Genomic DNA, 22217 nt, shown 5'->3' on the forward strand with positions numbered 1-22217 from the left:
GAATACACAATAGGTTCAATTCTTCTTTGTTTAGTTTTGAGAGGTCTATACTATATTTTTATAGTAATGGAAGCCAATCGGGCCTGTAGCTCAGCTGGTTAGAGCGTCCGCCTGATAAGCGGGAGGTCGATGGTTCGAGTCCATTCAGGCCCATTCCAGAAATGGAATAAGAAATACATATATAAATATATCCAGCCATGGGGGATTAGCTCAGCTGGGAGAGCGCCTGCTTTGCACGCAGGAGGTCAGCGGTTCGATCCCGCTATTCTCCATAGCAACCATTAAAATTAGGTTGCCATTTTGTTCTTTGAAAACTGAATACTGTAAGTAATAAACCTCTTATTTAATTATTTTCTACCAGGAGATAATTAATATAAGAAATTCCAATTTTACCAAGAGTAAAAAACCAATAAAAGTAAGCAAATTACTTTTCGCGAATCATACAACTTAACCAATGGTTAAGTGAATAAGGGCGCACGGTGGATGCCTTGGCACTAGGAGCCGATGAAGGACGGGACTAACACCGATATGCTTCGGGGAGCTGTAAGTAAGCTTTGATCCGGAGATTTCCGAATGGGGAAACCCAATTGCTTTGATAGGCAATTACTCAACTACGAATACATAGTAGTTTGAGAGGAAGACGCAGGGAACTGAAACATCTCATTACCTGTAGGAAGAGAAAGAAAATTCGATTTCCTGAGTAGCAGCGAGCGAAACGGAAAGAGCCCAAACCAAAGAGCTTGCTCTTTGGGGTTGTAGGACAGACGATATGTAGTTAAAGATTTAGTCGAATGGCATGGGAAGGCCAATCACAGAGGGTGACAATCCCGTAGACGAAAGATCAATAACGCTAGTCTGTATCCTGAGTACGGCGGAACACGTGTAATTCCGTCGGAATCCGGGAGGACCATCTCCCAAGGCTAAATACTCCCTAGTGACCGATAGTGAACCAGTACCGTGAGGGAAAGGTGAAAAGCACCCCGGAAGGGGAGTGAAATAGTACCTGAAACCGTGCGCTTACAAGCAGTCAGAGCCCGTTAATGGGTGATGGCGTACTTTTTGTAGAACGGACCGGCGAGTTACGATTGCATGCAAGGTTAAGTTGAAGAAACGGAGCCATAGCGAAAGCGAGTCTGAATAGGGCGTCGAGTATGTAGTCGTATACCCGAAACCAAGTGACCTACCCATGTGCAGGGTGAAGGTGCGGTAAAACGCACTGGAGGCCCGAACCCACGTCTGTTGAAAAAGGCGGGGATGACGTGTGGGTAGCGGAGAAATTCCAATCGAACTTGGAGATAGCTGGTTCTCTCCGAAATAGCTTTAGGGCTAGCCTCGGATGATGAATATTGGAGGTAGAGCACTGTTTGATCTAGGGGTCCATCTAGGATTACCGAAATCTGATAAACTCCGAATGCCAAATATTTTAATCCGGGAGTCAAACTGCGAGTGATAAGATCCGTAGTTGAAAGGGAAACAGCCCAGACCACCAGCTAAGGTCCCAAAGTTTCAGTTAAGTGGAAAAGGATGTGGGGTTGCTTAGACAACTAGGATGTTGGCTCAGAAGCAGCCATCATTTAAAGAGTGCGTAATAGCTCACTAGTCGAGTGACCCTGCGCCGAAAATGTACCGGGGCTAAACTGAACACCGAAGCTGTGGATATCCGCATGGATATGGTAGGAGAGCGTTCTAAGGGCAGAGAAGCAAGATCGAGAGGACTTGTGGAGCGCTTAGAAGTGAGAATGCCGGTATGAGTAGCGAAAGACGGGTGAGAATCCCGTCCACCGTATGACTAAGGTTTCCTGGGGAAGGCTCGTCCTCCCAGGGTTAGTCGGGACCTAAGCCGAGACCGAAAGGTGTAGGCGATGGACAACAGGTTGAGATTCCTGTACTTGTTTGTATTGTTTGACCAAAGGAAGGACGCAGGAGGCTAAGCAGAGCACGTTATTGGATTCGTGTTCAAGCAGTGAGTCTGACACAGAGTGAAATGCTTCGTGTTAAAGACAAGCTGTGATGAGGAGGGAAATATAGTACCGAAGCTGCTGACGTCACACTGCCAAGAAAAGTTTCTAGTTAGATACAAACAACCCGTACCGCAAACCGACACAGGTAGTCGAGGAGAGCATCCTAAGGTGAGCGAGCGAACTCTCGTTAAGGAACTCGGCAAAATAACCCCGTAACTTCGGGAGAAGGGGTGCTGACCATTTGGTCAGCCGCAGTGAATAGGCCCAAGCGACTGTTTATCAAAAACACAGGTCTCTGCTAAATCGAAAGATGACGTATAGGGGCTGACGCCTGCCCGGTGCTGGAAGGTTAAGAGGAGTGCTTAGCATTAGCGAAGGTACGAATTGAAGCCCCAGTAAACGGCGGCCGTAACTATAACGGTCCTAAGGTAGCGAAATTCCTTGTCAGGTAAGTTCTGACCCGCACGAAAGGCGTAACGATTTGGGCACTGTCTCAACGAGAGACTCGGTGAAATTGTAGTACCAGTGAAGATGCTGGTTACCCGCGACAGGACGGAAAGACCCCATGGAGCTTTACTGCAGGTTGATATTGAGTGTCTGTGTGACATGTACAGGATAGGTAGGAGCCATTGAAGCCGGAACGCTAGTTTCGGTGGAGGCGCTGGTGGGATACTACCCTTGTGACATGGCCACTCTAACCCGCGACCGTAATCCGGTCGGGAGACAGTGTCAGTCGGGCAGTTTGACTGGGGCGGTCGCCTCCTAAAATGTAACGGAGGCGCCCAAAGGTTCCCTCAGAATGGTTGGAAATCATTCGTAGAGTGTAAAGGCAGAAGGGAGCTTGACTGCGAGACCTACAAGTCGAGCAGGGACGAAAGTCGGGCTTAGTGATCCGGTGGTTCCGCATGGAAGGGCCATCGCTCAACGGATAAAAGCTACCCTGGGGATAACAGGCTTATCTCCCCCAAGAGTTCACATCGACGGGGAGGTTTGGCACCTCGATGTCGGCTCATCGCATCCTGGGGCTGAAGTCGGTCCCAAGGGTTGGGCTGTTCGCCCATTAAAGCGGTACGCGAGCTGGGTTCAGAACGTCGTGAGACAGTTCGGTCCCTATCCGTCGCGGGCGTTGGAAATTTGAGAGGAGCTGTCCTTAGTACGAGAGGACCGGGATGGACACACCGCTGGTGTACCAGTTGTTCTGCCAAGAGCATCGCTGGGTAGCTATGTGTGGATGGGATAAACGCTGAAAGCATCTAAGCGTGAAGCCCTCCTCAAGATGAGATTTCCCATATCTTTAAGATAGTAAGACCCCTGAGAGACGATCAGGTAGATAGGCTAGAAGTGGAAGTGCAGCGATGTATGGAGCGGACTAGTACTAATCGGTCGAGGACTTATCCAATGGATATAAGATTGTATGATGGAATGGTAGACGACTTACAGATTCAGTTTTGAGCGAACAAAAGCTCATATAAATATTGTGTGGTAATGATGGCAAGAAGGACACACCTGTTCCCATCTCGAACACAGAAGTTAAGCTTCTTAGCGCCGAATGTAGTTGGGGGTTTCCCCCTGTGAGACTAGGACGTCGCCATGCAATATTTTTATTCCGCAATAGCTCAGTTGGTAGTAGCGCTTGACTGTTAATCAAGATGTCGTAGGTTCGAGTCCTACTTGCGGAGTTGGTAGAGTTCCTTGCCTTGGAGAGTTGTCCGAGAGGCCGAAGGAGCACGATTGGAAATCGTGTAAACAGGAAACTGTTTCGAGGGTTCGAATCCCTTACTCTCCGTAAAAACTTATTTTATGGCCCGTTGGTCAAGCGGTTAAGACACCGCCCTTTCACGGCGGTAACACGGGTTCGAGTCCCGTACGGGTCATTATTCTAGGAGAATTAGCTCAGCTGGGAGAGCGTCTGCCTTACAAGCAGGATGTCGGGGGTTCGAGCCCCTCATTCTCCATTAGAATTTTGTTTTACAAATAACTGGTCCCGTAGTGTAGCGGTTATCACGCCTCCCTGTCACGGAGGAGATCGCGGGTTCGATTCCCGTCGGGACCGTTAGTTTAAAATATTATTAATATGGTCTGATAGCTCAGTTGGTAGAGCACTTGATTGAAGCTCAAGGTGTCGGCAGTTCAAATCTGTCTCGGACCATACGGAGGGATAGCGAAGTGGCCAAACGCAGCGGACTGTAAATCCGTTCCTTCGGGTTCGAAGGTTCAAATCCTTCTCCCTCCATTTATCTTTTTAAACTATGGGATATTACTTGGATAGGGACATAGTTAAACGGTATAACTACGGTCTCCAAAACCGTCATTGTGGGTTCGATTCCTACTGTCCCTGTTTTTACTAATATTATTATTTTGGCGGGTGTGGCGAAGTGGTTAACGCATCGGTTTGTGGCACCGACACTCGTGGGTTCGATTCCCATCACTCGCCCTTTTTTATTGGGATATAGCCAAGCGGTAAGGCAACAGACTTTGACTCTGTCATGCGTTGGTTCGAATCCAGCTATCCCAGTTTTTTTATTTATGGCGGTATAGCCAAGTGGTAAGGCATGGCTCTGCAAAAGCTTGATCGCCGGTTCAAATCCGACTACCGCCTTTCACGCTTTTTGAAAGACATGCAAATATTATATTGATTTGCCGGTGTGGCGGAATTGGCAGACGCGCTGGACTCAAAATCCAGTGTCCTCACGGACGTGCCGGTTCAAGCCCGGCCACCGGTATACTTAGAGCATAAACGTGTTTCTTGCGTTGATGCTTTTTTTTTAATTATTTTAGTACTGGTCTTAGATACCATAATAGAGTTACAACATACATATTACATAGGGAATAAGGTGAAGATACATAATGGAAATAAGTGAACTTATTTTAAGAAGTAATAATATTAGAGAAAAGTACCATCATTTAGAGATTAAAAATCATAGCGAAAAATGGACAATTGAAGAAGATCTACTTGCTCTTTCAAATGATATAGGTAATTTGAATCGACTTGTTATGACAAAGATGGGTAGATATTATGATGAGACACCTTATAATTTAGAACAAAAGTTAGCTGAAAATATTTGGTGGTTAATTGAATTATCAACTCGGTTGAACATTGATATAGAATCGGAACTAGTAACATTTTTAGAACAAAAGGAACAGTTATTAGATTAGTTACAATCAAATTTATGTACTTCGCCTACCGAGACGTTTTTACCCGTGAACTAAAAATGTTAGAAAGCTATATGGTCGAATGGTCATCAAAATACTTTTTATTAAACAGTACAAACATTGACTTAACATTGTTTGTACTGTTTTTTTGTTGGATATATTATGATAGAAGAAGTGTACTATATTTCAGGGGAAACTATCCGTTAATCTTGCGTTGGTATTTTTTTTATACCTTTTTTTGCATTTGAGATTTGATTCAATGCACTTCGCTAAGGATGCGTTGATTTTAATATTTAGCAAACGTAAAATGGGTTATAACAAATTGAAAGAAGGGTATGAATGAAATTATTACTGAAAGAAGATGCCAATATTGAAGAAACGATGATAGAAGTGACTTATAAAACATATGATCGTAAACTTCAGCAATTGATTAATTTAGTAGAAGAAAAGAATATTGATTTACCGGGTAAGTATCAAGGTGAGACGCATTTTATCAATATGAAAGATGTTTGCTATATAGAAAGTGTGGATAACCTCACATTCTTATACACAGACCAACTAGTATTTGAAAGTAAAGAGAAACTCTATTTTTTTGAAGAACGGTTATTAAATACTAGTTTCTTGCGGATAAGTAAAAACACACTTTTAAATATGGATTATCTAAAAAGTGTTTCGGTACTGCCGAATTACAAATTGGAAGCTAAATTACTGAATTTAGAAAAATTAGTGATCAATCGTCATTATACAAAGAACATTAAAGCATATCTAAACATATAAAGGAGAGCATCAAATGAAAAACTTTTTGAATTATAATCTTGCTAATATGACATATATTTACTCAGTACTAGTTTTACTAAGTGCTATTTCCTCAGCTATTGGAACCGAGAATAAAAATATTTCAAGTTTGGATTTGATTCTAATCGCGGTATTGGTTTTATTAATGACTATAATTGCCAATATAGTGGCTACTATCGATTTTAAAACAGCTATTCAGTATCACCTTGCTAACATTTCTGCTCAACTAGGGGGATTAATCCTCCTCCAAGTTATCTTCACACCCAAACCGATAAATGTTATACCATTACTTGGGAATATAATGGTTTTCTTATTGATATATCTTTCAGTTTATAAGATCCATAAAAATAGAATGGAATACTTGGCTACAGAAATAAATCGTAAACTTGGATACAAGCAATAACAAATTTATTTATCTATAATGAAGCATGAGTAAGGTGCCATTCATGTCTGAAAAAATGTTTTTAATAATTATCTATAACCTCTTTTTTTTATTTTGATTTCATTGTATTGGATGAAACGCATGCCATATCAAGGAGTTATTTTTCAAATTCTCAGGGCCAATTCTGTATAATGGAGGGTGAAGATAAGATACGGATTTTATGGGGAGGGAGTCTTATGGAGAATAAACAATCAGATAATCAGTTAGCGATTTTACGGCAATTATTTATGTCGACCCTTATTTTGTCTGCTTTCACTTTTGGTGGGGGTTATGTGATTATCACCTTGATGCGGAAGACTTTTGTGGATGAATTGGGTTGGATTGATAAAGATGAGATGTTTGATTTGGTGGCGATTGCCCAGTCGGCACCGGGTGCCATTGCGGTTAATGGAGCGATTGTAATTGGTTATAAGTTGGCAGGGTTGGCAGGCGTTTTAACGGCTGTGGTTGCAACGATTATCCCGCCGTCTACCATTATCACCCTGATTTCTTTCTTCTATGACGCTTTTCGGTCTAATGTCTGGATTTCCTTGTTACTAGAAGGGATGCAGGCAGGGGTGGCTGCAGTCATTGTGGCGGTAGTCTTTCAAATGGGGAAAGAGGTCACTGACACCAAGAATCCATGGTTAATTACGGCCATGTTCCTGGCTTTTGTGGCCAATTATATCTTCGACATCAATGTGGTCTTGATTATTTTAATGGCTGCAGCTTTAGGTTTGGGTAAATTCTTGATTGACCATTTTAAAGGAGGGAAAAAGGCATGATCTATCTACAACTGTTTCTTTCTTTTTTAAAGGTGGGTGCTTTTAGCTTTGGGGGTGGGTATGCGGCCTTACCTTTAATCCAGGATGAAATTGTGACCAACCACCAATGGTTAAGCCAGCAAGAGTTTACGGACTTGATTACCATTTCCCAAATGACGCCAGGTCCGATTGCTATAAATTCGGCGACTTTTGTGGGCAATCAGATTGCGGGTATACCAGGTGGGATTGTGGCGACGCTTGGATCGGTCTTTCCATCGATTATTTTGGTAACCATTTTGGCCTATGTTTACATGAAATACCGGAATTTGGATTCATTGCAGTATGTTCTAAAAGCTCTTCGTCCAGCGGTTGTGGCTATGATTGCGACGGCTGGGATGTCTATTCTAGTGACGAGCTTTTGGGGCGACCAAGTGGTGGGGGTACAAACCATCAACATCGTTGCGATTGTCATTTTTGCTATATGTTTAACTTTATTATTTAAAACCAAGTGGGACCCGGTGGTGATTATGCTATTGGCTGGGGTCTTGAATGTGGTGGCTTATTTAGCACAAGGATTAGTTTTTTAATTAAAGTCAGGATTAGTCAAGTCGTATTTCTTTCTAGTTCAAGATGCACCGGCTATAATAGTAGGGAGCATAAGAATAGAGAGGATGTTTTTTGTGGAATTAGGCGTGCACGATTTAGTGACGATAAATAAAGGGGAATCGGCTGAGGGTGCGGTTGAACGTACCATGCGATTTGTCCAAGAGATTGAGAAAATGAATTATAACCGGTATTGGTTTGCGGAACATCATAATATGCCAAGTTTGGCGTCGGTTTCACCGGAGATGTTGGTGGCTTATGCGGCGGCTAAAACGGACCGCATTCATTTGGGTACGGGCGGTACTATGATTATGCATTATTCACCACTGAAGATTGCAGAAAACTTTAAGTTGCTGACGGCTTTAGCACCAGGACGGATTGATATTGGGCTAGGACGGGCACCGGGTTCAGGACCTGATGAGATTAAGGCACTAGCTGAAGGGCGGCCACAAACCTTTACAGACATGTATGATAAAATCCAAGTCATTTTAGATTATTTGGCGGATAAACAAGCACCTGATTTTTATGGTAAGGTCCGGGCCATGCCACAAAACCTCAAGCACCTGACTGAACCTTGGATGCTAGGGTCTTCAGGTCAATCAGCCATGGTGACGGCACAAATGGGCTTGGGTTATGCCTTTGCTAAATTCTTTGGGATTGAAACGGATCCGGACGTTTTTAAATTGTACCGGGACCGGTTTGAGCCGAGTGCATTTTTCCAAAAACCCAAAGTCATGGTGTCTTATATGATCATTGTGGGCGAAACAGATGAGGAAGCAGATTATTTAGCTAAGCCCATTGAATTGATGCAAATGGGGATTCGAACTGGTCAACTCTTGCCGAATATGAGTCCTGAAGAAGCCAAAGACTATAGTTTAGGAGCAGGCGCACAAGCTATATTGGATGATTATCTAGCTAAGCGATTTATTATTAAGGGATCAAAAGAAACGGTGAAAGCTATTTTAGATGATGAAATTGAAAGTCTAGGTATCGATGAAATCTTAGTTTACGCACCAATTTTTGATGAAGACAAGCGGCTACAATCATACCGTTATTTAGCGGAGATGTTTGATAAAATTTAATTTGGTTAAGCGATAACGATATATTATGTGGGAACTGTCTGCTGATGGTTCCCTTTTTTTATGGACGAAAAATGGCAGTTTTTTGAAAGCCAAATTGTCCGGCAAATAAGAATTTCAACAAATTAAATACCTTGCTGACAGAAAGGTATATTGTGTACTACACTTATCGAAGCAGTTCAATTGATTAGTTTTAATATCAATAATTCAGAAAAGGTTTTTGATTATGAAATATAGATAACCAGCGTTGGAGAAGGTGTCTGAAGAGACGAAATATTCAACTTTTTTGATTTGGAAAAGGGTTGTTATTTTTTCAAAAATAAGTTGCAAGGAATGTGATAGTTAATTTCGATTAATTTTGATATAAATTCAAAAAACACCAATCATTGACAGGTTTAATTGATTTGGATAATATTTAGATAGACATTACCGAAGACGGGATAAGTAAATAGGCATCAATTTAAGAGAGGTTTCGTTTGGTGAAAGAAACTATTGATAAGCATTGAAGATGGTCCTTGAGGTTGAAGTGATTCGAGTGACAATTCGTCATAAGATGAACTCGTGTGGCGCCGTTATCCGCTAGCCCTATTTTATATTTTTAATATGATGCGGGGATAAGGGAAAGAAGTTCTTTCTGAATTAAGGTGGTACCACGTGAAATACGTCCTTAGTCGAGATAGCTAGTTTAGCTGTTTGGACTAAGGACTTTTTTATTGAAAAAATAGGAAAATGAAAAGGGGAAATAATGATGAAAAAATTGGTTAAATTAATTGGATTTACTTTAGGTGCTTCATTGCTTTTAGCTGCATGTGGTAGTGGGGAAGATACCACCGTAAAAGTTGGCCTTGTAGGTGATGATACAACAGTTTGGGATAGCGTCGCTGAACGAGCTAAAGAAGAATACGATATAGATATTGAGTTGGTTAAATTTAATGACTATAATACACCCAATGACGCATTAGCAGACGGTTCAGTTGATTTGAATTCATTTCAAACAATCATCTTCATGAATAACTATGAGGAAGCTTCTGGGAATGATTTCACTCCAATCGGTAATACAATCATTACACCTCTAGGGATTTATTCTGAAAAACATGAATCAATTGAAGGAATTGGTAAAGGACAATCAGTGGCCATTCCAAATGATGTAACGAATGGTGGTCGTTCTTTAAACTTATTACAAGAGGCTGGCTTTATCACACTTGATGAAGAAGCGTCTGCATCATTTACACCAACTGTTGATGATATTACAGAGAATCCGTATAATTTAGATATTCAAGAAGTTGATGCAGCACAAACTGCCCGTTCAGTTAACGATGTTGACTTCTCAGTGATTAATGGTGGTTATGCAGTGGACGCAGGTTACTATCCTCAAGAGGATGCCTTATTCTTAGAGCCAAATTCTGAATCAGCTCAACAATATATTAATGTAATTGCTGCTAGAACAGATGAAGCTGATAGTGAAACATTTAAACAAATTGTAGAAATATACCAAACAGAAGAAACGGCAACTTTAATTGACGAGGTATATCACGGTGGTCAAGTACCTGCATGGGATGACTACGGTTTTGCACCAGTTGAATAATATCTGACCTATCTGCAGTTATATAGAAATATTCGTCAATTCGTGAACTTTATCAAAAAAACGAGCTACTTGAATTAAAAAATTCATGAGCTCGTTTTTTCTTGTTTGTTATGATACATTTTTAAACATTTTCGGCGATGTAACGTACTAATTGTTCTGATTTTTCCCAACCTAGACATGGATCAGTGATTGATTGACCAAATACGTCGCCACCTGGTTCTTGACGGCCATCTTGTAAGTATGATTCGATCATGAAACCGCGAACGTAAGCTTTGATGTCTTCGTTCCATTGACGGTTTTGTAAGACTTCTTGAACTATTCGGATTTGATCCAAGTAGTTTTTACCAGAGTTGTCATGGTTTGTGTCGATCACAACAAATGGGTTATGGTAGTCTTCTTTTTTGTAGTTATTGATGGTTTTTATTAGGTCTTCGTAGTGGTAGTTTGGCACTACTTCTTTATTTTCAAGTGTACCCCCACGCAAGATAATATGGGCATAAGGGTTACCACTTGTTAATACTTCTTGACCTGAATACATTAACTCTTGTGGTTTTTGCGCCGCATGTAGGGCGTTAAAGGTCACAGTTAGGTTACCTGATGTCGGGTTTTTTAAACCAACAGGGCAGTCTAAACCAGAAGCAACGAAACGGTGTTGTTGGTTTTCAACAGAACGAGCACCTACAGCGTGATAAGATACTAAGTCTTCAACAAATTGTAAGTTATCTGGGTATAACATTTCGTCTGCAGTTGTCATGCCTGTTTCAGTGATAACACGACGGTGCATGTTACGAACAGCTTTCATACCGCGGATTAAGCTTGTTTCACCAGTTGGATCTTGTTGGTGTAACATGCCTTTATAACCGTCACCATTTGTACGTGGTTTGTTGGTATAAACACGTTGTACAATAAAGACTTTATCTTTCACTTCTTCTTGTAATTTGGCTAAACGGTGTGCATATTCAACTACTGCTTCCTCGTTATCAGCGGAACATGGTCCGATAATTAATAAGAAACGATCGTCCTCACCAGACATAATTGCACGTAATTCTTCATCGCGCGCTTCTTTAATTGCATTCTCTTCATCAGTTAACTTTGCATGTGACTTGATCACATCAAAATCAACAGTTTCACTTATTGGTTTAAAGCTCATCATTTACCCTCCTGTAATCATAGCTCTAAGTATATTCTAACAAATTTGTAACCAAATAGCATTGTTTATCAACATTTCTTGTTAATTCTGCAGTTATCCTTTTAGTGAAATAATTGAAAACGCATTCCTAATCTATTATTATCATGATATACGACATTTTGAACGGGGGACGAGTAACTATGACAACAAAAATATACTTAATGCGCCACGGGCAAACATTATTTAACAAGCTGCATAAGATCCAAGGGGCATCGGATTCACCACTAACTGCTAAGGGTATTCGCCAAGCTGAAATTGCGCGCGATCATTTTGAACGTGAAGGGATTACTTTTGACGTAGCCTACGCATCAACATCAGAACGTGCCAGTGATACATTAGAAATTGTTTTTGGACAAAATAAAGACTACCACCGCTTGAAGTCATTGAAAGAATGGGACTTTGGTACATTTGAGGCAGAATCAGAACATTTAAACCCGCCTTTGCCATATGGAGATTTTTTTGCGGGTTATCAAGGTGAAAGAGAAGTAGATTTTAGAAAACGAATTAGCCAAGCCGTTCAAGAAATTGCGGACAACCATCCCGACCAAACGGTCTTAATTGTTAGTCACGGAGCTGCCATCGCACAATTCTTTAAAGATAAAACTAACTTTGAAGGCTCTATTTCAAAAGAAATTGGCTTTACAAACTGTTCAGCTTTGATTTTCGATTACCAGGATGGGGCTTTTGAGTACGTCGATGTTCTAAATCATGACTATAGTGAGTTAGCAGATTAAGGAAGCAGAAAAATTATCAATATTTTTGTAGGTTTAAGGCTTGTAGGATAAGACTACAGGTCTTTTTTTGCAATTAAATCTTGAAAATATTTTTAATATGTAAGCGATTTCTATTGACTGAATCATTTTGTACCCTTATAATTGTTTTCAGAGATGACAATTCGTTTGTTTGTGTAGATAGAATTATTGAGGGAATATTTTTTTCTCAAAATGTGTAAGCGGTGTCATCGAAAGAAGGGTGGAGATGGTTGAATGAATAATGGCAGTATTAAGTTTCCGGAAACGTTTTTCTGGGGTGCATCTACGTCAGCATATCAAGTTGAGGGTGCGAGTTTAACGAATGGGAAAGGACCTTCTAGTCAAGATACGAAAGAATTGCCTGAAGGGACAGCAGATTTAACAGTATCAGTGGACCACTATCATAAATTTAAAGAAGATATCGCTTTGATGGCAGAAATGGGCTTTAAGTCATACCGATTCTCCATCTCATGGTCACGAGTGATTCCTGAAGGTACAGGACAAGTGAACCAAGAAGGCTTAGACTTCTATTCAGACTTAATCGATGAATGTTTGAAATATGGCATTGAACCGATTATCACCATGTTCCATTTTGATATGCCAGCTGCCTTAGATGCACGTGGATCATGGGGTAACCGTGATTCAGTTGAATGGTTTGTCGACTATGCCAAGCTACTCTTCGATAATTATGGGGACCGAGTGAAATACTGGTTAACTATTAACGAACAAAATATGTTAACACTAGTTGGTAATGTGATTGGTACTTTACGTGTTCCTGAAGGTACTGAGAATGTGACCAAAGAAATTTACCAACAAAACCACCATATGTTGGTTGCTCAAGCCAAGGCAATGGAAATTTGTCACCAGCAGTTACCAGAAGCGAAAATTGCGCCAGCACCAAATATCGCCATCGCTTATGCAGCCAGCATGAACCCTGAAGATACACTTGCAGCGCAAAATGCCAATGCCATCAGAAACTGGTTATACCTTGATATGGCCGTTTACGGTAAGTATAACAACTTAGTTTGGACTTGGTTAGAAAGCCAAGACGCCTTACCAGATATAGTAGAGGGGGATTTTGAATCCTTAGCCAACGCTAAACCGGACTTCTTAGGGATTAATTACTACAATACATTAACAGTGAAAGCTTATGAAGCACCTGAATCTGGTAAAGTTGAATTCAAGAGTCAACAAGAAAATTCTGGTTTAGAAAACATGTTCCTTGGGGTAGACAACGAATTCTTACCAAAAACTGAATTTGGCTGGGAAATTGATCCAATCGGCTTTAGAGCAACCCTTCGTGAGATTTACTCACGCTACCATTTACCGATTTTAATTACGGAAAATGGCCTGGGTGCTTATGATGAGCTGACAGCAGATGGCAAGATTCACGATGACTACCGAATCAACTACCTACGTACCCACATTGAGCAAATGAAATTAGCTGTTGGAGATGGGGTAGAGATGCTAGGTTACAATCCTTGGTCAGCCATTGACTTGATTTCAACCCACGAAGGGATTCGTAAACGTTACGGCTTCATCTATGTAGACCGTGATGATGAACAAGTGGGCACTTTAACCCGTTACCGAAAAGATTCATTCTTCTGGTACCAAGGGGTGATTGCGAATAACGGTAGTGATTTAACTTAATAATTGGGAGGTGGTTTCATGGTTAAATATAAAAAAATAGCACAGGAAATCACCAACTACATTGTAGACAACCAGATGAAACGACACGATAAATTACCAGTGATTGATGAGATGGCCATTGATTTCAATGCCAGCAAGTCAACCATCGTCAAGGCTCTAGATATTCTAGAAGCCAAGGGGCAAATTTATCAGGTCCAAGGGTCGGGGATATTTGTACGAGATGTCCATATTCCTGGAAAAATCAACTTAAACCGTCCTGAAGGGCTGAGTCGAACCCTAGTCGGTGCGACCATTGTGAGTCGGGTGGTTAAGGTTGAAATCATTAAACCGAATGCTACTATTCAAGAATATCTTGAATGTGACCCAGATGAAGATATTTATATGGTAGAACGGACCCGATATATTAAAGGGGAGATTCATTCCTATGAAAAGTCTTACTTTAGAAAGAAATACGTCCGTTATATGAACGAGCAGATTGCTAGAGGATCTATTTTTACCTATTTGGAAGATAACTTAGATCTGACGCCTAGCTTTTCAAACGCCTTCTTCCAGGTGAAGCAAATGGGCGTTGAAGTTGCTAGCTACCTGGAGTGTTCGCCCGAAACATATGGCTTAGAATTGATTAACCAGTTTTTCCTATCTAATGGGGCCATATTCGACTATAGCGTCTTGTGGTACAGCCCAGACCATGCCCAGTTCTTCGTACCATCTAACTTTTACTAAAACAATTTAATTTATATTGGAGGAATTATTATGAAAAAAGCACTTATCATTTGTAACGCAGGGATGTCATCATCATTAATGGCGAAGAAGGCAACTGACTTCTTTAAAACGAAAAATGTGCCAATTGAACTCGACGCAACCACTGTAAGTAAGTCATCTGAATTCTTTAAAAAAGGCGAGTTTGACTTATACCTAGTGTCACCGCAAATCAAAATGTACTATGACCAAATCGCCAAAGAAGCAGAAGCAGCGAATAAATTAGTTGCCAATATCCCACCACAAGCATATATCCCAACAGAAGATGGGGTATCTAACTTAGCCAAATTGACCTTCACTGAATTGAAACCTTTGTTACAAGCTGAAAAGAACGGATAAGAGGGGAGGATAAGCAATGGAATCAGCAGAAATTCAAACAATCGCATTTACCATCATTTTACATGCGGGAAATGGTCGGACATTAGTCCATGAAAGTTTCCCATTAATGCGTGCTGGTAAGTATGAAGAGGCAGAGGCGAAATTAAAGGAAGCGAATGATGCATTAGTTGAAGCGCATAATGCGCAAACTGACTTATTACATCAATACGCGAATGGTGAAGATATCAATATGGAAATTATCATGGTACATGCACAGGATCATTTGATGACCTCAACGACCCTGCGTGAAATGGCAGTTGAAATGTTGGAAATGTATAAGGTAATGAAGGCTTAAAGTTAGGATAACTAGAGAAAAGGATGCGGTTGACGTGGCAAGAAGTAAAGAAATTAAGAAACATGAAAAAGAATTGGCTTTGCGGAATTTTAGGTTTAATCGTTTCCTCTTTATTCGTTATGCTTTAGCCTTTAGTGTCATTGCTAATTTATATTGGCTGTTTATGAACTTGTTTACCCAAGTTTCATCAATCATCCTACCGGGTGCGATGGTGGTACTTGGTGGTATGGCCGCATTTGAATACTTGCGGATTTACTGGACCCATCAAAATACATTGAAGTTTTCAAAAATCTATTTCCAAACACAAATTGTTGTAAATGTCCTTTTATTTTTTGCAACTTTTAATGAATCCGTATTCAGTTATTTATATCCCTTCTTAGGGGTGTCAAACGAAGCAATATTACTTGTTTACATTATCCTGGGAGTGGGGTTAGTGGTAGCAGGTATATCTTTATTCAAAGTGCTACGAATCGCTAAAAATAAAGATAAGAAATATCAATATATTCAACGATATGAAAAATACACATCTTAACTGATGAAAAAATTTGAAGAAAAGAGTTGTTGAACATGTCTGAAGAAAATAAATCTACCGGCTTTTTTGGTATCTTAGAAAAATATATTATGAACCCCTTAGGTAAATTGGCGACAACTAAATTTGTACGTGCCATTATGAATACGGGTATTGCCGTTATTCCATTTACCATTGTTGGGTCAATGTTCTTGGTATTAAACGTTTTACCAACAGCTATTCCAGCTTTACAGGGTATTTATGACGCAACGATTGGTAACTTCACACAATTATACATGCTAGCCAATACAGCCACTATGGGTGTGCTTGCCTTATACTTCTCAGTAGTTTTAGGGTATGAGTTTACAAAAGTTTACGTTGACGACGATGGCATCGACATGAACCCAGTCAACGGTGCCTTACTATCACTTTTTGCCTTCTTAATGGCTATCCCACAATTGGTTTGGGAAGACGGCGCGATGGTTCGTACAACTGAAATTACTGATGCTTCAACTATTATTAATGGTTGGGCAATGGGTGGTGACGGGGTAACGCGTTTTGGTACCATTGGTATCTTTACAGCCATCATCATGGGTGTTTTAGCGGTTCAATTATACCGTCTATGTATTGTAAACAACTGGGTAATTAAAATGCCAGATGCAGTGCCGCAAGGTGTTGCTAACTCATTTACTGCCCTAGTACCTACTTTCGTTATTGCCTTCACAGTAATTATCTTAAACGGTGCCTTAGTAATGTTCGGTACTGACTTGTTCCAATTGATCCAAGCACCATTTGGATTCGTAACGCAAATCACGGGCACTTACATCGGGGTACTGGTTATCGTATTCTTAATCCATGCTTTGTGGAGCGTTGGTATTCACGGTTCTACCATCATTTCTTCCTTAGTTCAACCAATCTTATTAGCGAATATGGCTGAGAATGCTGCTGGTGGGAACCACGTCTTAGCGGGTGAGTTCTGGAACTCATACGTTATCGTCGGTGGTGCTGGTGCGACTTTAGGTTTAACTATTTTCCTTGCCTTCTTTGCTCGTTCAGAGCAATTGAAAGCTTTAGGTAAAACAGCTATCGTCCCAGCATTCTTCAACATTAACGAGCCGATTATCTTCGGGGTACCAATGATCTATAACCCATCGATGTTTATTCCGTTTATCGGTGCGCCAATGGTTGCCGCTACAATCGGTTACTTTGGTACACAACTAGGTTTCGTAAACAATATTATTGCACAATCACCATGGCCAATGCCTGTTGGTATCGCAGCATTTATCGGTACAACTGACTGGCGTGCAATTATTCTAGCAGTGATCTGTGTGGTTGCAGCCTTCGCTGTTTACTACCCATTCGTTACTAAATACGACAAAGCCTTATTTGTAGAAGAGCAAGAGCGTGAAGCTGCAGCAGAAGGCGATGATGACGACTTCTTTAGCTTCTAATATGGCTTAATGCATTTAAATATAAGAAAAAGAAAGGTGATTGCGCTTGACGCAATCACCTTTTTGAATACAATATTTTAATTGTTGTTAGCCATCACACCAACTAGTGGATGGGGTGAATACAATTCTTCTAAATAGTGAATGTCTTCAGCTGTCAACTTTAAGTTGACAGCAGCTACGGCACCATCAATATGGTGGACTTTGGTTGCCCCAACAACAGGGGCAGTGGCCTTGGTCAATAGCCAGGCAAGGGATACTTCGGTCATAGTGACCTGGTATTTTTCCGCGATTTCATGGACGCGTTGGATAATCTCCTGATCTTGAACAGCAGTATCTTGGTACTTACTTTTAGCGAAGTTGTCCAGGTTCATTCGCTGGCTACTATTGTCCCCTGCTAGTCTTGATAGACGGCCAGAAGCAAGGGCAGAGTAGGGTGTGAGTGCAATATTATTTTCATTTGCGAACCGGTTCATTTCCCGTTCTTCTTCTCTGAAAATCAAATTGTAATGGCCTTGGATAGACACAAATTCGGTCAGTTTATGCGCACGGGCGTAGGCGTTAGCGGTGGCAATCTGGTAGGCATAGGCGTTAGAAATACCGATATATCTGGTTTTGCCAGCCTTAACCAAGCTGTCTAAGGCCTCCATAATGTCTTCCATGGGGGTGTGGTAGTCCCACATGTGGTAAATATAGAGGTCGACGTAATCCATGCCAAGGTTATTTAAACTGGCATTGAGTGACCCTTCGATATGGTCTCGGGCTGAAACCTTATTTTGGCGCTCTTCTTCTGTCCGGGGGAGGAATTTTGTGGCAATGACCACATCGCCTCGCTTGGCTAATTGACTGAGGGCCTTACCAACGTACTGTTCACTAGTCCCGCCTTGGTAGGCGATGGCCGTATCGAAAAAGTTAATGCCTTGGTCTAAGGCATGACTGATAATCGCGGTCGTGGCTTCTTGGTCTAAAGTCCAAGCGTGTCCGCCTTTGTTTGGGTCACCAAAGCCCATACAGCCAAGGCAAATACGGGAAACAGACAAGTTTGAATTACCTAATTGTACATAGTCCATGGTGGTTAGCTCCTTTTATAACTAGTCGAATAAAATAAATCAAATCAAACCGAAATGTTTGAAGGCATTGTATAAGCCGTTATCTTCAGCGGCATCTGTGATGTAGTCCGCAGCAGCCTTGATTTCACCGCCACCATTCCCCATAGCAACACCCGTTTCACAGATGTTAAACATAGGGATATCAATTTTAGCGTCACCGAATGCGAAGGTGTCTTTTGGATCGACATTTTCATGGGCCAATAAGTCTTGGATGGCCGTTTCCTTAGTGATGTTGGCTAGGGCCACGTCACCAAATAGGGCATGCTCACCGCGTCCACCCCAAGTGCCGACTTGGTAGTCTTTGAAAGCTTCTTTGGCATCTAAATAGTCTTGGTAAGATTCAAGGACGAAGGAGATCTTGTTGATATCATCTCTGTATAAGTTTTGATCAAACAACATGTCTGGGAAGATAGATTCTACTGACGCGTCTTGTGCATTATCTTTTCCTTTGTAAGCGACATAAGATTGGACAGTTTGACGGCCGCGTTCTCTAAAGTTTTTAGACCCATATAAGCCAGAATTTGATTCCAAATAAAATTCTAAATTACGGTCTAGTAACCAGTCGACGATTTTGCGGGTTTCTTCGCCTGTTAAATGCTTGTGGTAGATTACTTCATCCGCCAATTCGATGTAGTTACCGTTCCCGCCAACATAGCCGTCAAAGCCGATGTCTAGGATTTCTTTGTACATTTCGGCTTTGGACCGGCCAGTCACTGTGAATACCTTGTGGCCATTAGCTTGGGCTTGATGGATAGCTTCGACTGCGGATTCTGGAAGGACGTTTTCATAAGAAACTAAAGTCCCATCTACATCTAGAAAAATATACTTACTTGTCATAAATCATACTCCTTTTTCGATTATGTTTGATCGAATGTTGAAAGTAAAGCGTTTTCAAACTTTACATGCTAATGATAGCCGATAACGTTCATATAAGTCAAATTGTATGGTTCTAATTATTTGATTCAGTAAAGGTTGAAAAAGAAACCGGTAACATGATATATTACTCTACATAAGATAAAAATGTTTGGGGGTGGCAGCGTGCAAATTGTTCGTATATTTAATAACAATGCGGTACTAGCGCTTGATGAAGAGGACGACGAAGTGGTCGTAATGGGTAAAGGTCTAGGTTTTAGTCAACATGTGGGCAACGTGGTGGATGAAAGTAAGATTGAAAAGATTTTTAAAGAAAACGCGGTGGATATATCGGTTGAGGAATTATTTGTGACCTTGTCCACCCCTGAAATCGATAGTCTGCTAGCCATTATAGACCTAGCCACGACGAGTCTTGACGAGAAATACCAGGCCAACTTGTATATCACCTTGGCGGACCATATTCATTTTGCCTTGGAACGGTTTGAAAAAGGGCTCGTTATCACGAATCCACTGGCTTGGAATATTCGTCGGCTATTTCCAGATGAGTATCATATTGGTTTTAAAGCGCTAGATATTATTCAAGCCAATCTTGGCGTCAGGTTGCCGGATGATGAAGCCTCTTCAATTGCCTTGCATTTGGTGAACGCCCGGATGAACCAAGGTGAGATGAGTCAGACTATGGAAACGGTGAAAATTGTCCGGGGGATTTTAGAAGTGGTTACCCTCTTTTTCGGTCAGAAATTTGATACCGAATCTATTGCCTATAACCGGTTTATGACCCACTTGCAGTACTTTGCCTTGCGGGTGATTCAGGGGGAAGCGCAGAATGGGTCAGGTCAATTTCTCTATGACCAAGTCAAAGAAAATTATCCTAAAGCCATGGCTTGTGCAGAGAAAATCGATGACTACATTTACCATCAGTACGCCTATCGGATTACAGCGGAAGAGAAATCTTACTTGGCTATTCATGTAAACCGGCTGATTGAGTCTAATTAATAGCATCGAATGAATAATTGGGAAAAGAGCATACAAGGTCAATACAATGATCTCATTTTTTGAAACATATCGTCTAGTATTCTGATAGGCGAATGCTTTCAAACGGTGAGATTTTTTGTTTTTCAGAAATTATGACGAAATACTTTACAATAAAAACAAAAAAGTTGACAGGACGCCTTAAAAACAATAGAATTCTCATCATAATGTAATATATTTTTAATTTAAAAAAGCTTTGAAGAGAAGAGTAACTGAATTATTTTCTGATGCAGAGAACCCTTGGATGGTGAAAGAGGGACTGAAAATATAAGTGAAGATGAGCTCTGAGCAACCAAGCGGTTAACGCCTCTTGGTCGGTCGCAACCGTTATATTGCCGGGTTCTATTTGGAACCCTGGAGGTGCTATGTTCATAGCATAAATTTGGGTGGTAACACGAAAAGCATTTTCGTCCCTTCATTGTACGGATGACGTATGGTGGAGGGGCTTTTTTTTCAATCAGCGTAAATATAAGGACAAAAGCTAGGAAAGATTCGGAAAAGGAGTATTTCAATGACAAACAATTTTGCGAAACGAACTATCGGACTTCAGACGTCTCCCTTAAGAGAGAACGCCAAAAAAGCAGGGACAGATCCCAACACAATTTCTTTCTCGTTTGGTTATCCATCAAAAGATGCCTACCCAATAGACACATTGAGACAGATATCTGATAATCTTTATGATAATGAAGAGCCAGATTCTTATTTACAATATGGTCAAACGGAAGGAGTCCCAGAACTAAGAGAAGCCTTAAAAGAAAGATTAGCGAAAAAAATCCAGTTAGAAACAGACGAAGATTTAATCATCACTTCCGGTGCTACCCAAGGGATTGCACTTTCGGTCAAGTTATTTTGTAATGAAGGGGATATAGTTTTATGTGAGGCGCAAACCTTTCACGGAGCAGTGACTTCTATCAAATCAAACGGCGCTATACCAGAAGGAATTCCGAGAACAACAAGCTCTAATATCGATTTTGATTATTTAGAAAAAAGACTTAGTGAAGATGTGGATAAACGGATTAAATTGCTGTACTTAATTCCGACCTTCCAAAATCCTTTAGGCACAAGTCTTACTTTAGAAGAGCGAAAGACCATCTATGAATTAGCTAAAAAATATGATGTCGTTATCATAGAAGACGATCCATACGGCGAATTACAGTATACAGGCGAAGTGATCCCGCGCATTAAGTCGCTTGATGAGGATGGTCGCGTAATCTATGTGGGTTCTTTTTCAAAAATCCTCGCACCTAGTACGCGTTTAGGTTTTATGATTGCTTCAAGTGACATTCTTGAAAAAGTGATCGTCTTAAAACAAGTGGCAGACTCCCATACCAACAACTATTGGCAACGAGTCTTACTGGGCTTTATCAAAGAATACGACTTTGAAGGCCATGTGGCTTTTTTGAAAGACTATTACGGTCAGAAATGCCAACTTATGGTCGACAAGTTAAATGAAATGCCATCAGAATATATTGATTTTACGGTACCAACAGGTGGTTATTTTATCAATTGTCAGCTTAAAGAAGATGTGGATATTGAGGCCTTCTACCAGTATTTGGCGGACCGTCATGTGGTGGTGATTCACGGTAATGTGATGAGCGTAGACCATGTTGGCTTCGAAGATAATTTTCGGTTGAATTTCACAAGACCGTCCACTGAGGATATTGAAAAAGGGATTGAAGTCATCAAAGAAGCTCTGATAGTAGCAAAAAAATAATGAATTACTACCTACCAGCTAAGGAGATAAACTTTGGCAGCATTAAAGCGATTTACCAACACCAATTTAAAGAAAAATACCTTAACCATTTAGGGTCTGGTGAATGATGATAGTATGGAATCGCCAATTTTTTAGAGACCTTATCACCT

The 22217-nt window shown here is 40.8% G+C and carries 19 protein-coding genes, 14 tRNA genes, 2 rRNA genes and 2 other annotated features; of the genes, 32 read left to right on the top strand and 3 right to left on the bottom strand.

Annotated features, from left to right (window positions below; all coding sequences use genetic code 11):
* Positions 1-79 precede the first annotated feature (79 nt).
* The 23 genes from AWM74_RS06535 (at position 80) to AWM74_RS06645 (ending at position 10361) form a co-directional block, all read left to right on the top strand.
* Positions 80-153 (top strand) — tRNA-Ile (locus tag AWM74_RS06535).
* 46 nt (positions 154-199) lie between these two features.
* Positions 200-272: transfer RNA gene (locus AWM74_RS06540), tRNA-Ala, on the top strand.
* A gap of 184 nt (positions 273-456) precedes the next feature.
* A 23S ribosomal RNA gene (locus AWM74_RS06545) occupies positions 457-3360 on the top strand.
* Positions 3361-3439: 79 nt separating this feature from the next.
* Positions 3440-3555, top strand: a 5S ribosomal RNA gene (gene rrf / locus AWM74_RS06550).
* An 11-nt stretch (positions 3556-3566) separates the two neighbouring features.
* Positions 3567-3640: transfer RNA gene (locus AWM74_RS06555), tRNA-Asn, on the top strand.
* A gap of 20 nt (positions 3641-3660) precedes the next feature.
* Positions 3661-3747 (top strand) — tRNA-Ser (locus tag AWM74_RS06560).
* 16 nt (positions 3748-3763) lie between these two features.
* Positions 3764-3835 (top strand) — tRNA-Glu (locus AWM74_RS06565).
* Between the two features lie 8 nt (positions 3836-3843).
* Positions 3844-3916, top strand: a tRNA-Val gene (locus tag AWM74_RS06570).
* 25 nt (positions 3917-3941) lie between these two features.
* Positions 3942-4014: transfer RNA gene (locus AWM74_RS06575), tRNA-Asp, on the top strand.
* A 23-nt stretch (positions 4015-4037) separates the two neighbouring features.
* A tRNA-Phe gene (locus tag AWM74_RS06580) sits at positions 4038-4110 on the top strand.
* 3 nt (positions 4111-4113) lie between these two features.
* Positions 4114-4194: transfer RNA gene (locus tag AWM74_RS06585), tRNA-Tyr, on the top strand.
* Positions 4195-4228: 34 nt separating this feature from the next.
* Positions 4229-4299: transfer RNA gene (locus tag AWM74_RS06590), tRNA-Trp, on the top strand.
* A gap of 23 nt (positions 4300-4322) precedes the next feature.
* Positions 4323-4395: transfer RNA gene (locus AWM74_RS06595), tRNA-His, on the top strand.
* A gap of 9 nt (positions 4396-4404) precedes the next feature.
* A tRNA-Gln gene (locus tag AWM74_RS06600) sits at positions 4405-4476 on the top strand.
* A 13-nt stretch (positions 4477-4489) separates the two neighbouring features.
* Positions 4490-4560: transfer RNA gene (locus AWM74_RS06605), tRNA-Cys, on the top strand.
* A 40-nt stretch (positions 4561-4600) separates the two neighbouring features.
* Positions 4601-4684 (top strand) — tRNA-Leu (locus AWM74_RS06610).
* Between the two features lie 124 nt (positions 4685-4808).
* On the top strand, positions 4809-5117 hold the full coding sequence (locus AWM74_RS06615; RefSeq protein ID WP_026465509.1) for a nucleoside triphosphate pyrophosphohydrolase family protein: 309 nt from the start codon (positions 4809-4811) through the stop codon (positions 5115-5117).
* A 336-nt stretch (positions 5118-5453) separates the two neighbouring features.
* Entirely contained in the window at positions 5454-5891 is a 438-nt protein-coding gene (locus AWM74_RS06620) for a LytTR family DNA-binding domain-containing protein (protein ID WP_026465508.1), read from the top strand.
* Positions 5892-5904: 13 nt separating this feature from the next.
* Positions 5905-6312 carry a hypothetical protein gene (locus AWM74_RS06625; protein ID WP_026465507.1) on the top strand — a complete coding sequence of 136 codons (408 nt, stop codon included), beginning with the start codon at positions 5905-5907 and terminating at the stop codon, positions 6310-6312.
* 215 nt (positions 6313-6527) lie between these two features.
* On the top strand, positions 6528-7115 hold the full coding sequence (locus AWM74_RS06630; protein ID WP_051218155.1) for a chromate transporter: 588 nt from the start codon (positions 6528-6530) through the stop codon (positions 7113-7115).
* Positions 7112-7681, top strand: coding sequence for a chromate transporter (locus tag AWM74_RS06635; protein WP_016897804.1), 570 nt, complete (start codon positions 7112-7114; stop codon positions 7679-7681). The genes AWM74_RS06630 and AWM74_RS06635 overlap by 4 nt, the downstream gene beginning before the upstream one ends.
* 84 nt (positions 7682-7765) lie before the next feature.
* Positions 7766-8779, top strand: a complete 1014-nt coding sequence (locus AWM74_RS06640) for an LLM class flavin-dependent oxidoreductase (RefSeq protein WP_201784315.1) — start codon at positions 7766-7768, stop codon at positions 8777-8779.
* Between the two features lie 420 nt (positions 8780-9199).
* Positions 9200-9448: a binding site (T-box leader), on the top strand.
* A 76-nt stretch (positions 9449-9524) separates the two neighbouring features.
* On the top strand, positions 9525-10361 hold the full coding sequence (locus AWM74_RS06645; RefSeq protein WP_026465504.1) for a MetQ/NlpA family ABC transporter substrate-binding protein: 837 nt from the start codon (positions 9525-9527) through the stop codon (positions 10359-10361).
* A 121-nt stretch (positions 10362-10482) separates the two neighbouring features.
* Here AWM74_RS06645 and AWM74_RS06650 read toward each other — a convergent pair whose 3' ends face one another.
* Positions 10483-11511, bottom strand: coding sequence for a 3-deoxy-7-phosphoheptulonate synthase (locus AWM74_RS06650; RefSeq protein WP_026465503.1), 1029 nt, complete (start codon positions 11509-11511; stop codon positions 10483-10485).
* Positions 11512-11690: 179 nt separating this feature from the next.
* On the opposite strand from AWM74_RS06650, the gene AWM74_RS06655 reads away from it, so the two are divergent.
* The 7 genes from AWM74_RS06655 (at position 11691) to celB (ending at position 17343) form a co-directional block, all read left to right on the top strand.
* Positions 11691-12284, top strand: coding sequence for a histidine phosphatase family protein (locus AWM74_RS06655; protein ID WP_026465502.1), 594 nt, complete (start codon positions 11691-11693; stop codon positions 12282-12284).
* Positions 12285-12536: 252 nt separating this feature from the next.
* On the top strand, positions 12537-13952 hold the full coding sequence (locus AWM74_RS06660) for a glycoside hydrolase family 1 protein (RefSeq protein WP_026465501.1): 1416 nt from the start codon (positions 12537-12539) through the stop codon (positions 13950-13952).
* A gap of 18 nt (positions 13953-13970) precedes the next feature.
* Positions 13971-14675, top strand: coding sequence for a GntR family transcriptional regulator (locus tag AWM74_RS06665; RefSeq protein ID WP_026465500.1), 705 nt, complete (start codon positions 13971-13973; stop codon positions 14673-14675).
* Positions 14676-14705: 30 nt separating this feature from the next.
* On the top strand, positions 14706-15050 hold the full coding sequence (locus AWM74_RS06670) for a PTS cellobiose transporter subunit IIB (protein ID WP_026465499.1): 345 nt from the start codon (positions 14706-14708) through the stop codon (positions 15048-15050).
* A 16-nt stretch (positions 15051-15066) separates the two neighbouring features.
* Positions 15067-15384: a PTS cellobiose transporter subunit IIA gene (locus AWM74_RS06675; protein WP_026465498.1), complete on the top strand. Its 318-nt coding sequence runs from the start codon at positions 15067-15069 to the stop codon at positions 15382-15384.
* A 34-nt stretch (positions 15385-15418) separates the two neighbouring features.
* Positions 15419-15916: a hypothetical protein gene (locus tag AWM74_RS06680; RefSeq protein WP_026465497.1), complete on the top strand. Its 498-nt coding sequence runs from the start codon at positions 15419-15421 to the stop codon at positions 15914-15916.
* Positions 15917-15951: 35 nt separating this feature from the next.
* On the top strand, positions 15952-17343 hold the full coding sequence (gene celB, locus AWM74_RS06685; RefSeq protein ID WP_026465496.1) for a PTS cellobiose transporter subunit IIC: 1392 nt from the start codon (positions 15952-15954) through the stop codon (positions 17341-17343).
* A 77-nt stretch (positions 17344-17420) separates the two neighbouring features.
* Here celB and AWM74_RS06690 read toward each other — a convergent pair whose 3' ends face one another.
* Positions 17421-18410: an aldo/keto reductase gene (locus AWM74_RS06690; protein ID WP_026465495.1), complete on the bottom strand. Its 990-nt coding sequence runs from the start codon at positions 18408-18410 to the stop codon at positions 17421-17423.
* 39 nt (positions 18411-18449) lie between these two features.
* Positions 18450-19286, bottom strand: a complete 837-nt coding sequence (locus tag AWM74_RS06695) for an HAD family hydrolase (RefSeq protein WP_026465494.1) — start codon at positions 19284-19286, stop codon at positions 18450-18452.
* A 201-nt stretch (positions 19287-19487) separates the two neighbouring features.
* Here AWM74_RS06695 and licT point away from each other — a divergent pair, with 201 nt between their 5' ends.
* On the top strand, positions 19488-20318 hold the full coding sequence (licT, locus tag AWM74_RS06700; protein WP_026465493.1) for a BglG family transcription antiterminator LicT: 831 nt from the start codon (positions 19488-19490) through the stop codon (positions 20316-20318).
* Between the two features lie 223 nt (positions 20319-20541).
* Positions 20542-20772, top strand: a binding site (T-box leader).
* Positions 20773-20865: 93 nt separating this feature from the next.
* On the top strand, positions 20866-22068 hold the full coding sequence (locus AWM74_RS06705) for an aminotransferase-like domain-containing protein (protein ID WP_026465492.1): 1203 nt from the start codon (positions 20866-20868) through the stop codon (positions 22066-22068).
* The last annotated feature ends 149 nt before the right edge of the window (positions 22069-22217 follow it).

The sequence above is a fragment of the Aerococcus urinaeequi genome, assembly GCF_001543205.1.
Taxonomy (GTDB): domain Bacteria; phylum Bacillota; class Bacilli; order Lactobacillales; family Aerococcaceae; genus Aerococcus; species Aerococcus urinaeequi.

Coding starts and splice junctions, on each gene's coding strand:
- AWM74_RS06615 (WP_026465509.1), top strand. CDS start 4,809: ATGGAAATAAGTGAACTTATTTTAAGAAGTAATAATATTAGAGAAAAG.
- AWM74_RS06620 (WP_026465508.1), top strand. CDS start 5,454: ATGAAATTATTACTGAAAGAAGATGCCAATATTGAAGAAACGATGATA.
- AWM74_RS06625 (WP_026465507.1), top strand. CDS start 5,905: ATGAAAAACTTTTTGAATTATAATCTTGCTAATATGACATATATTTAC.
- AWM74_RS06630 (WP_051218155.1), top strand. CDS start 6,528: ATGGAGAATAAACAATCAGATAATCAGTTAGCGATTTTACGGCAATTA.
- AWM74_RS06635 (WP_016897804.1), top strand. CDS start 7,112: ATGATCTATCTACAACTGTTTCTTTCTTTTTTAAAGGTGGGTGCTTTT.
- AWM74_RS06640 (WP_201784315.1), top strand. CDS start 7,766: ATGTTTTTTGTGGAATTAGGCGTGCACGATTTAGTGACGATAAATAAA.
- AWM74_RS06645 (WP_026465504.1), top strand. CDS start 9,525: ATGAAAAAATTGGTTAAATTAATTGGATTTACTTTAGGTGCTTCATTG.
- AWM74_RS06650 (WP_026465503.1), bottom strand. CDS start 11,511: ATGAGCTTTAAACCAATAAGTGAAACTGTTGATTTTGATGTGATCAAG.
- AWM74_RS06655 (WP_026465502.1), top strand. CDS start 11,691: ATGACAACAAAAATATACTTAATGCGCCACGGGCAAACATTATTTAAC.
- AWM74_RS06660 (WP_026465501.1), top strand. CDS start 12,537: ATGAATAATGGCAGTATTAAGTTTCCGGAAACGTTTTTCTGGGGTGCA.
- AWM74_RS06665 (WP_026465500.1), top strand. CDS start 13,971: ATGGTTAAATATAAAAAAATAGCACAGGAAATCACCAACTACATTGTA.
- AWM74_RS06670 (WP_026465499.1), top strand. CDS start 14,706: ATGAAAAAAGCACTTATCATTTGTAACGCAGGGATGTCATCATCATTA.
- AWM74_RS06675 (WP_026465498.1), top strand. CDS start 15,067: ATGGAATCAGCAGAAATTCAAACAATCGCATTTACCATCATTTTACAT.
- celB (WP_026465496.1), top strand. CDS start 15,952: ATGTCTGAAGAAAATAAATCTACCGGCTTTTTTGGTATCTTAGAAAAA.
- AWM74_RS06690 (WP_026465495.1), bottom strand. CDS start 18,410: ATGGACTATGTACAATTAGGTAATTCAAACTTGTCTGTTTCCCGTATT.
- AWM74_RS06695 (WP_026465494.1), bottom strand. CDS start 19,286: ATGACAAGTAAGTATATTTTTCTAGATGTAGATGGGACTTTAGTTTCT.
- AWM74_RS06705 (WP_026465492.1), top strand. CDS start 20,866: ATGACAAACAATTTTGCGAAACGAACTATCGGACTTCAGACGTCTCCC.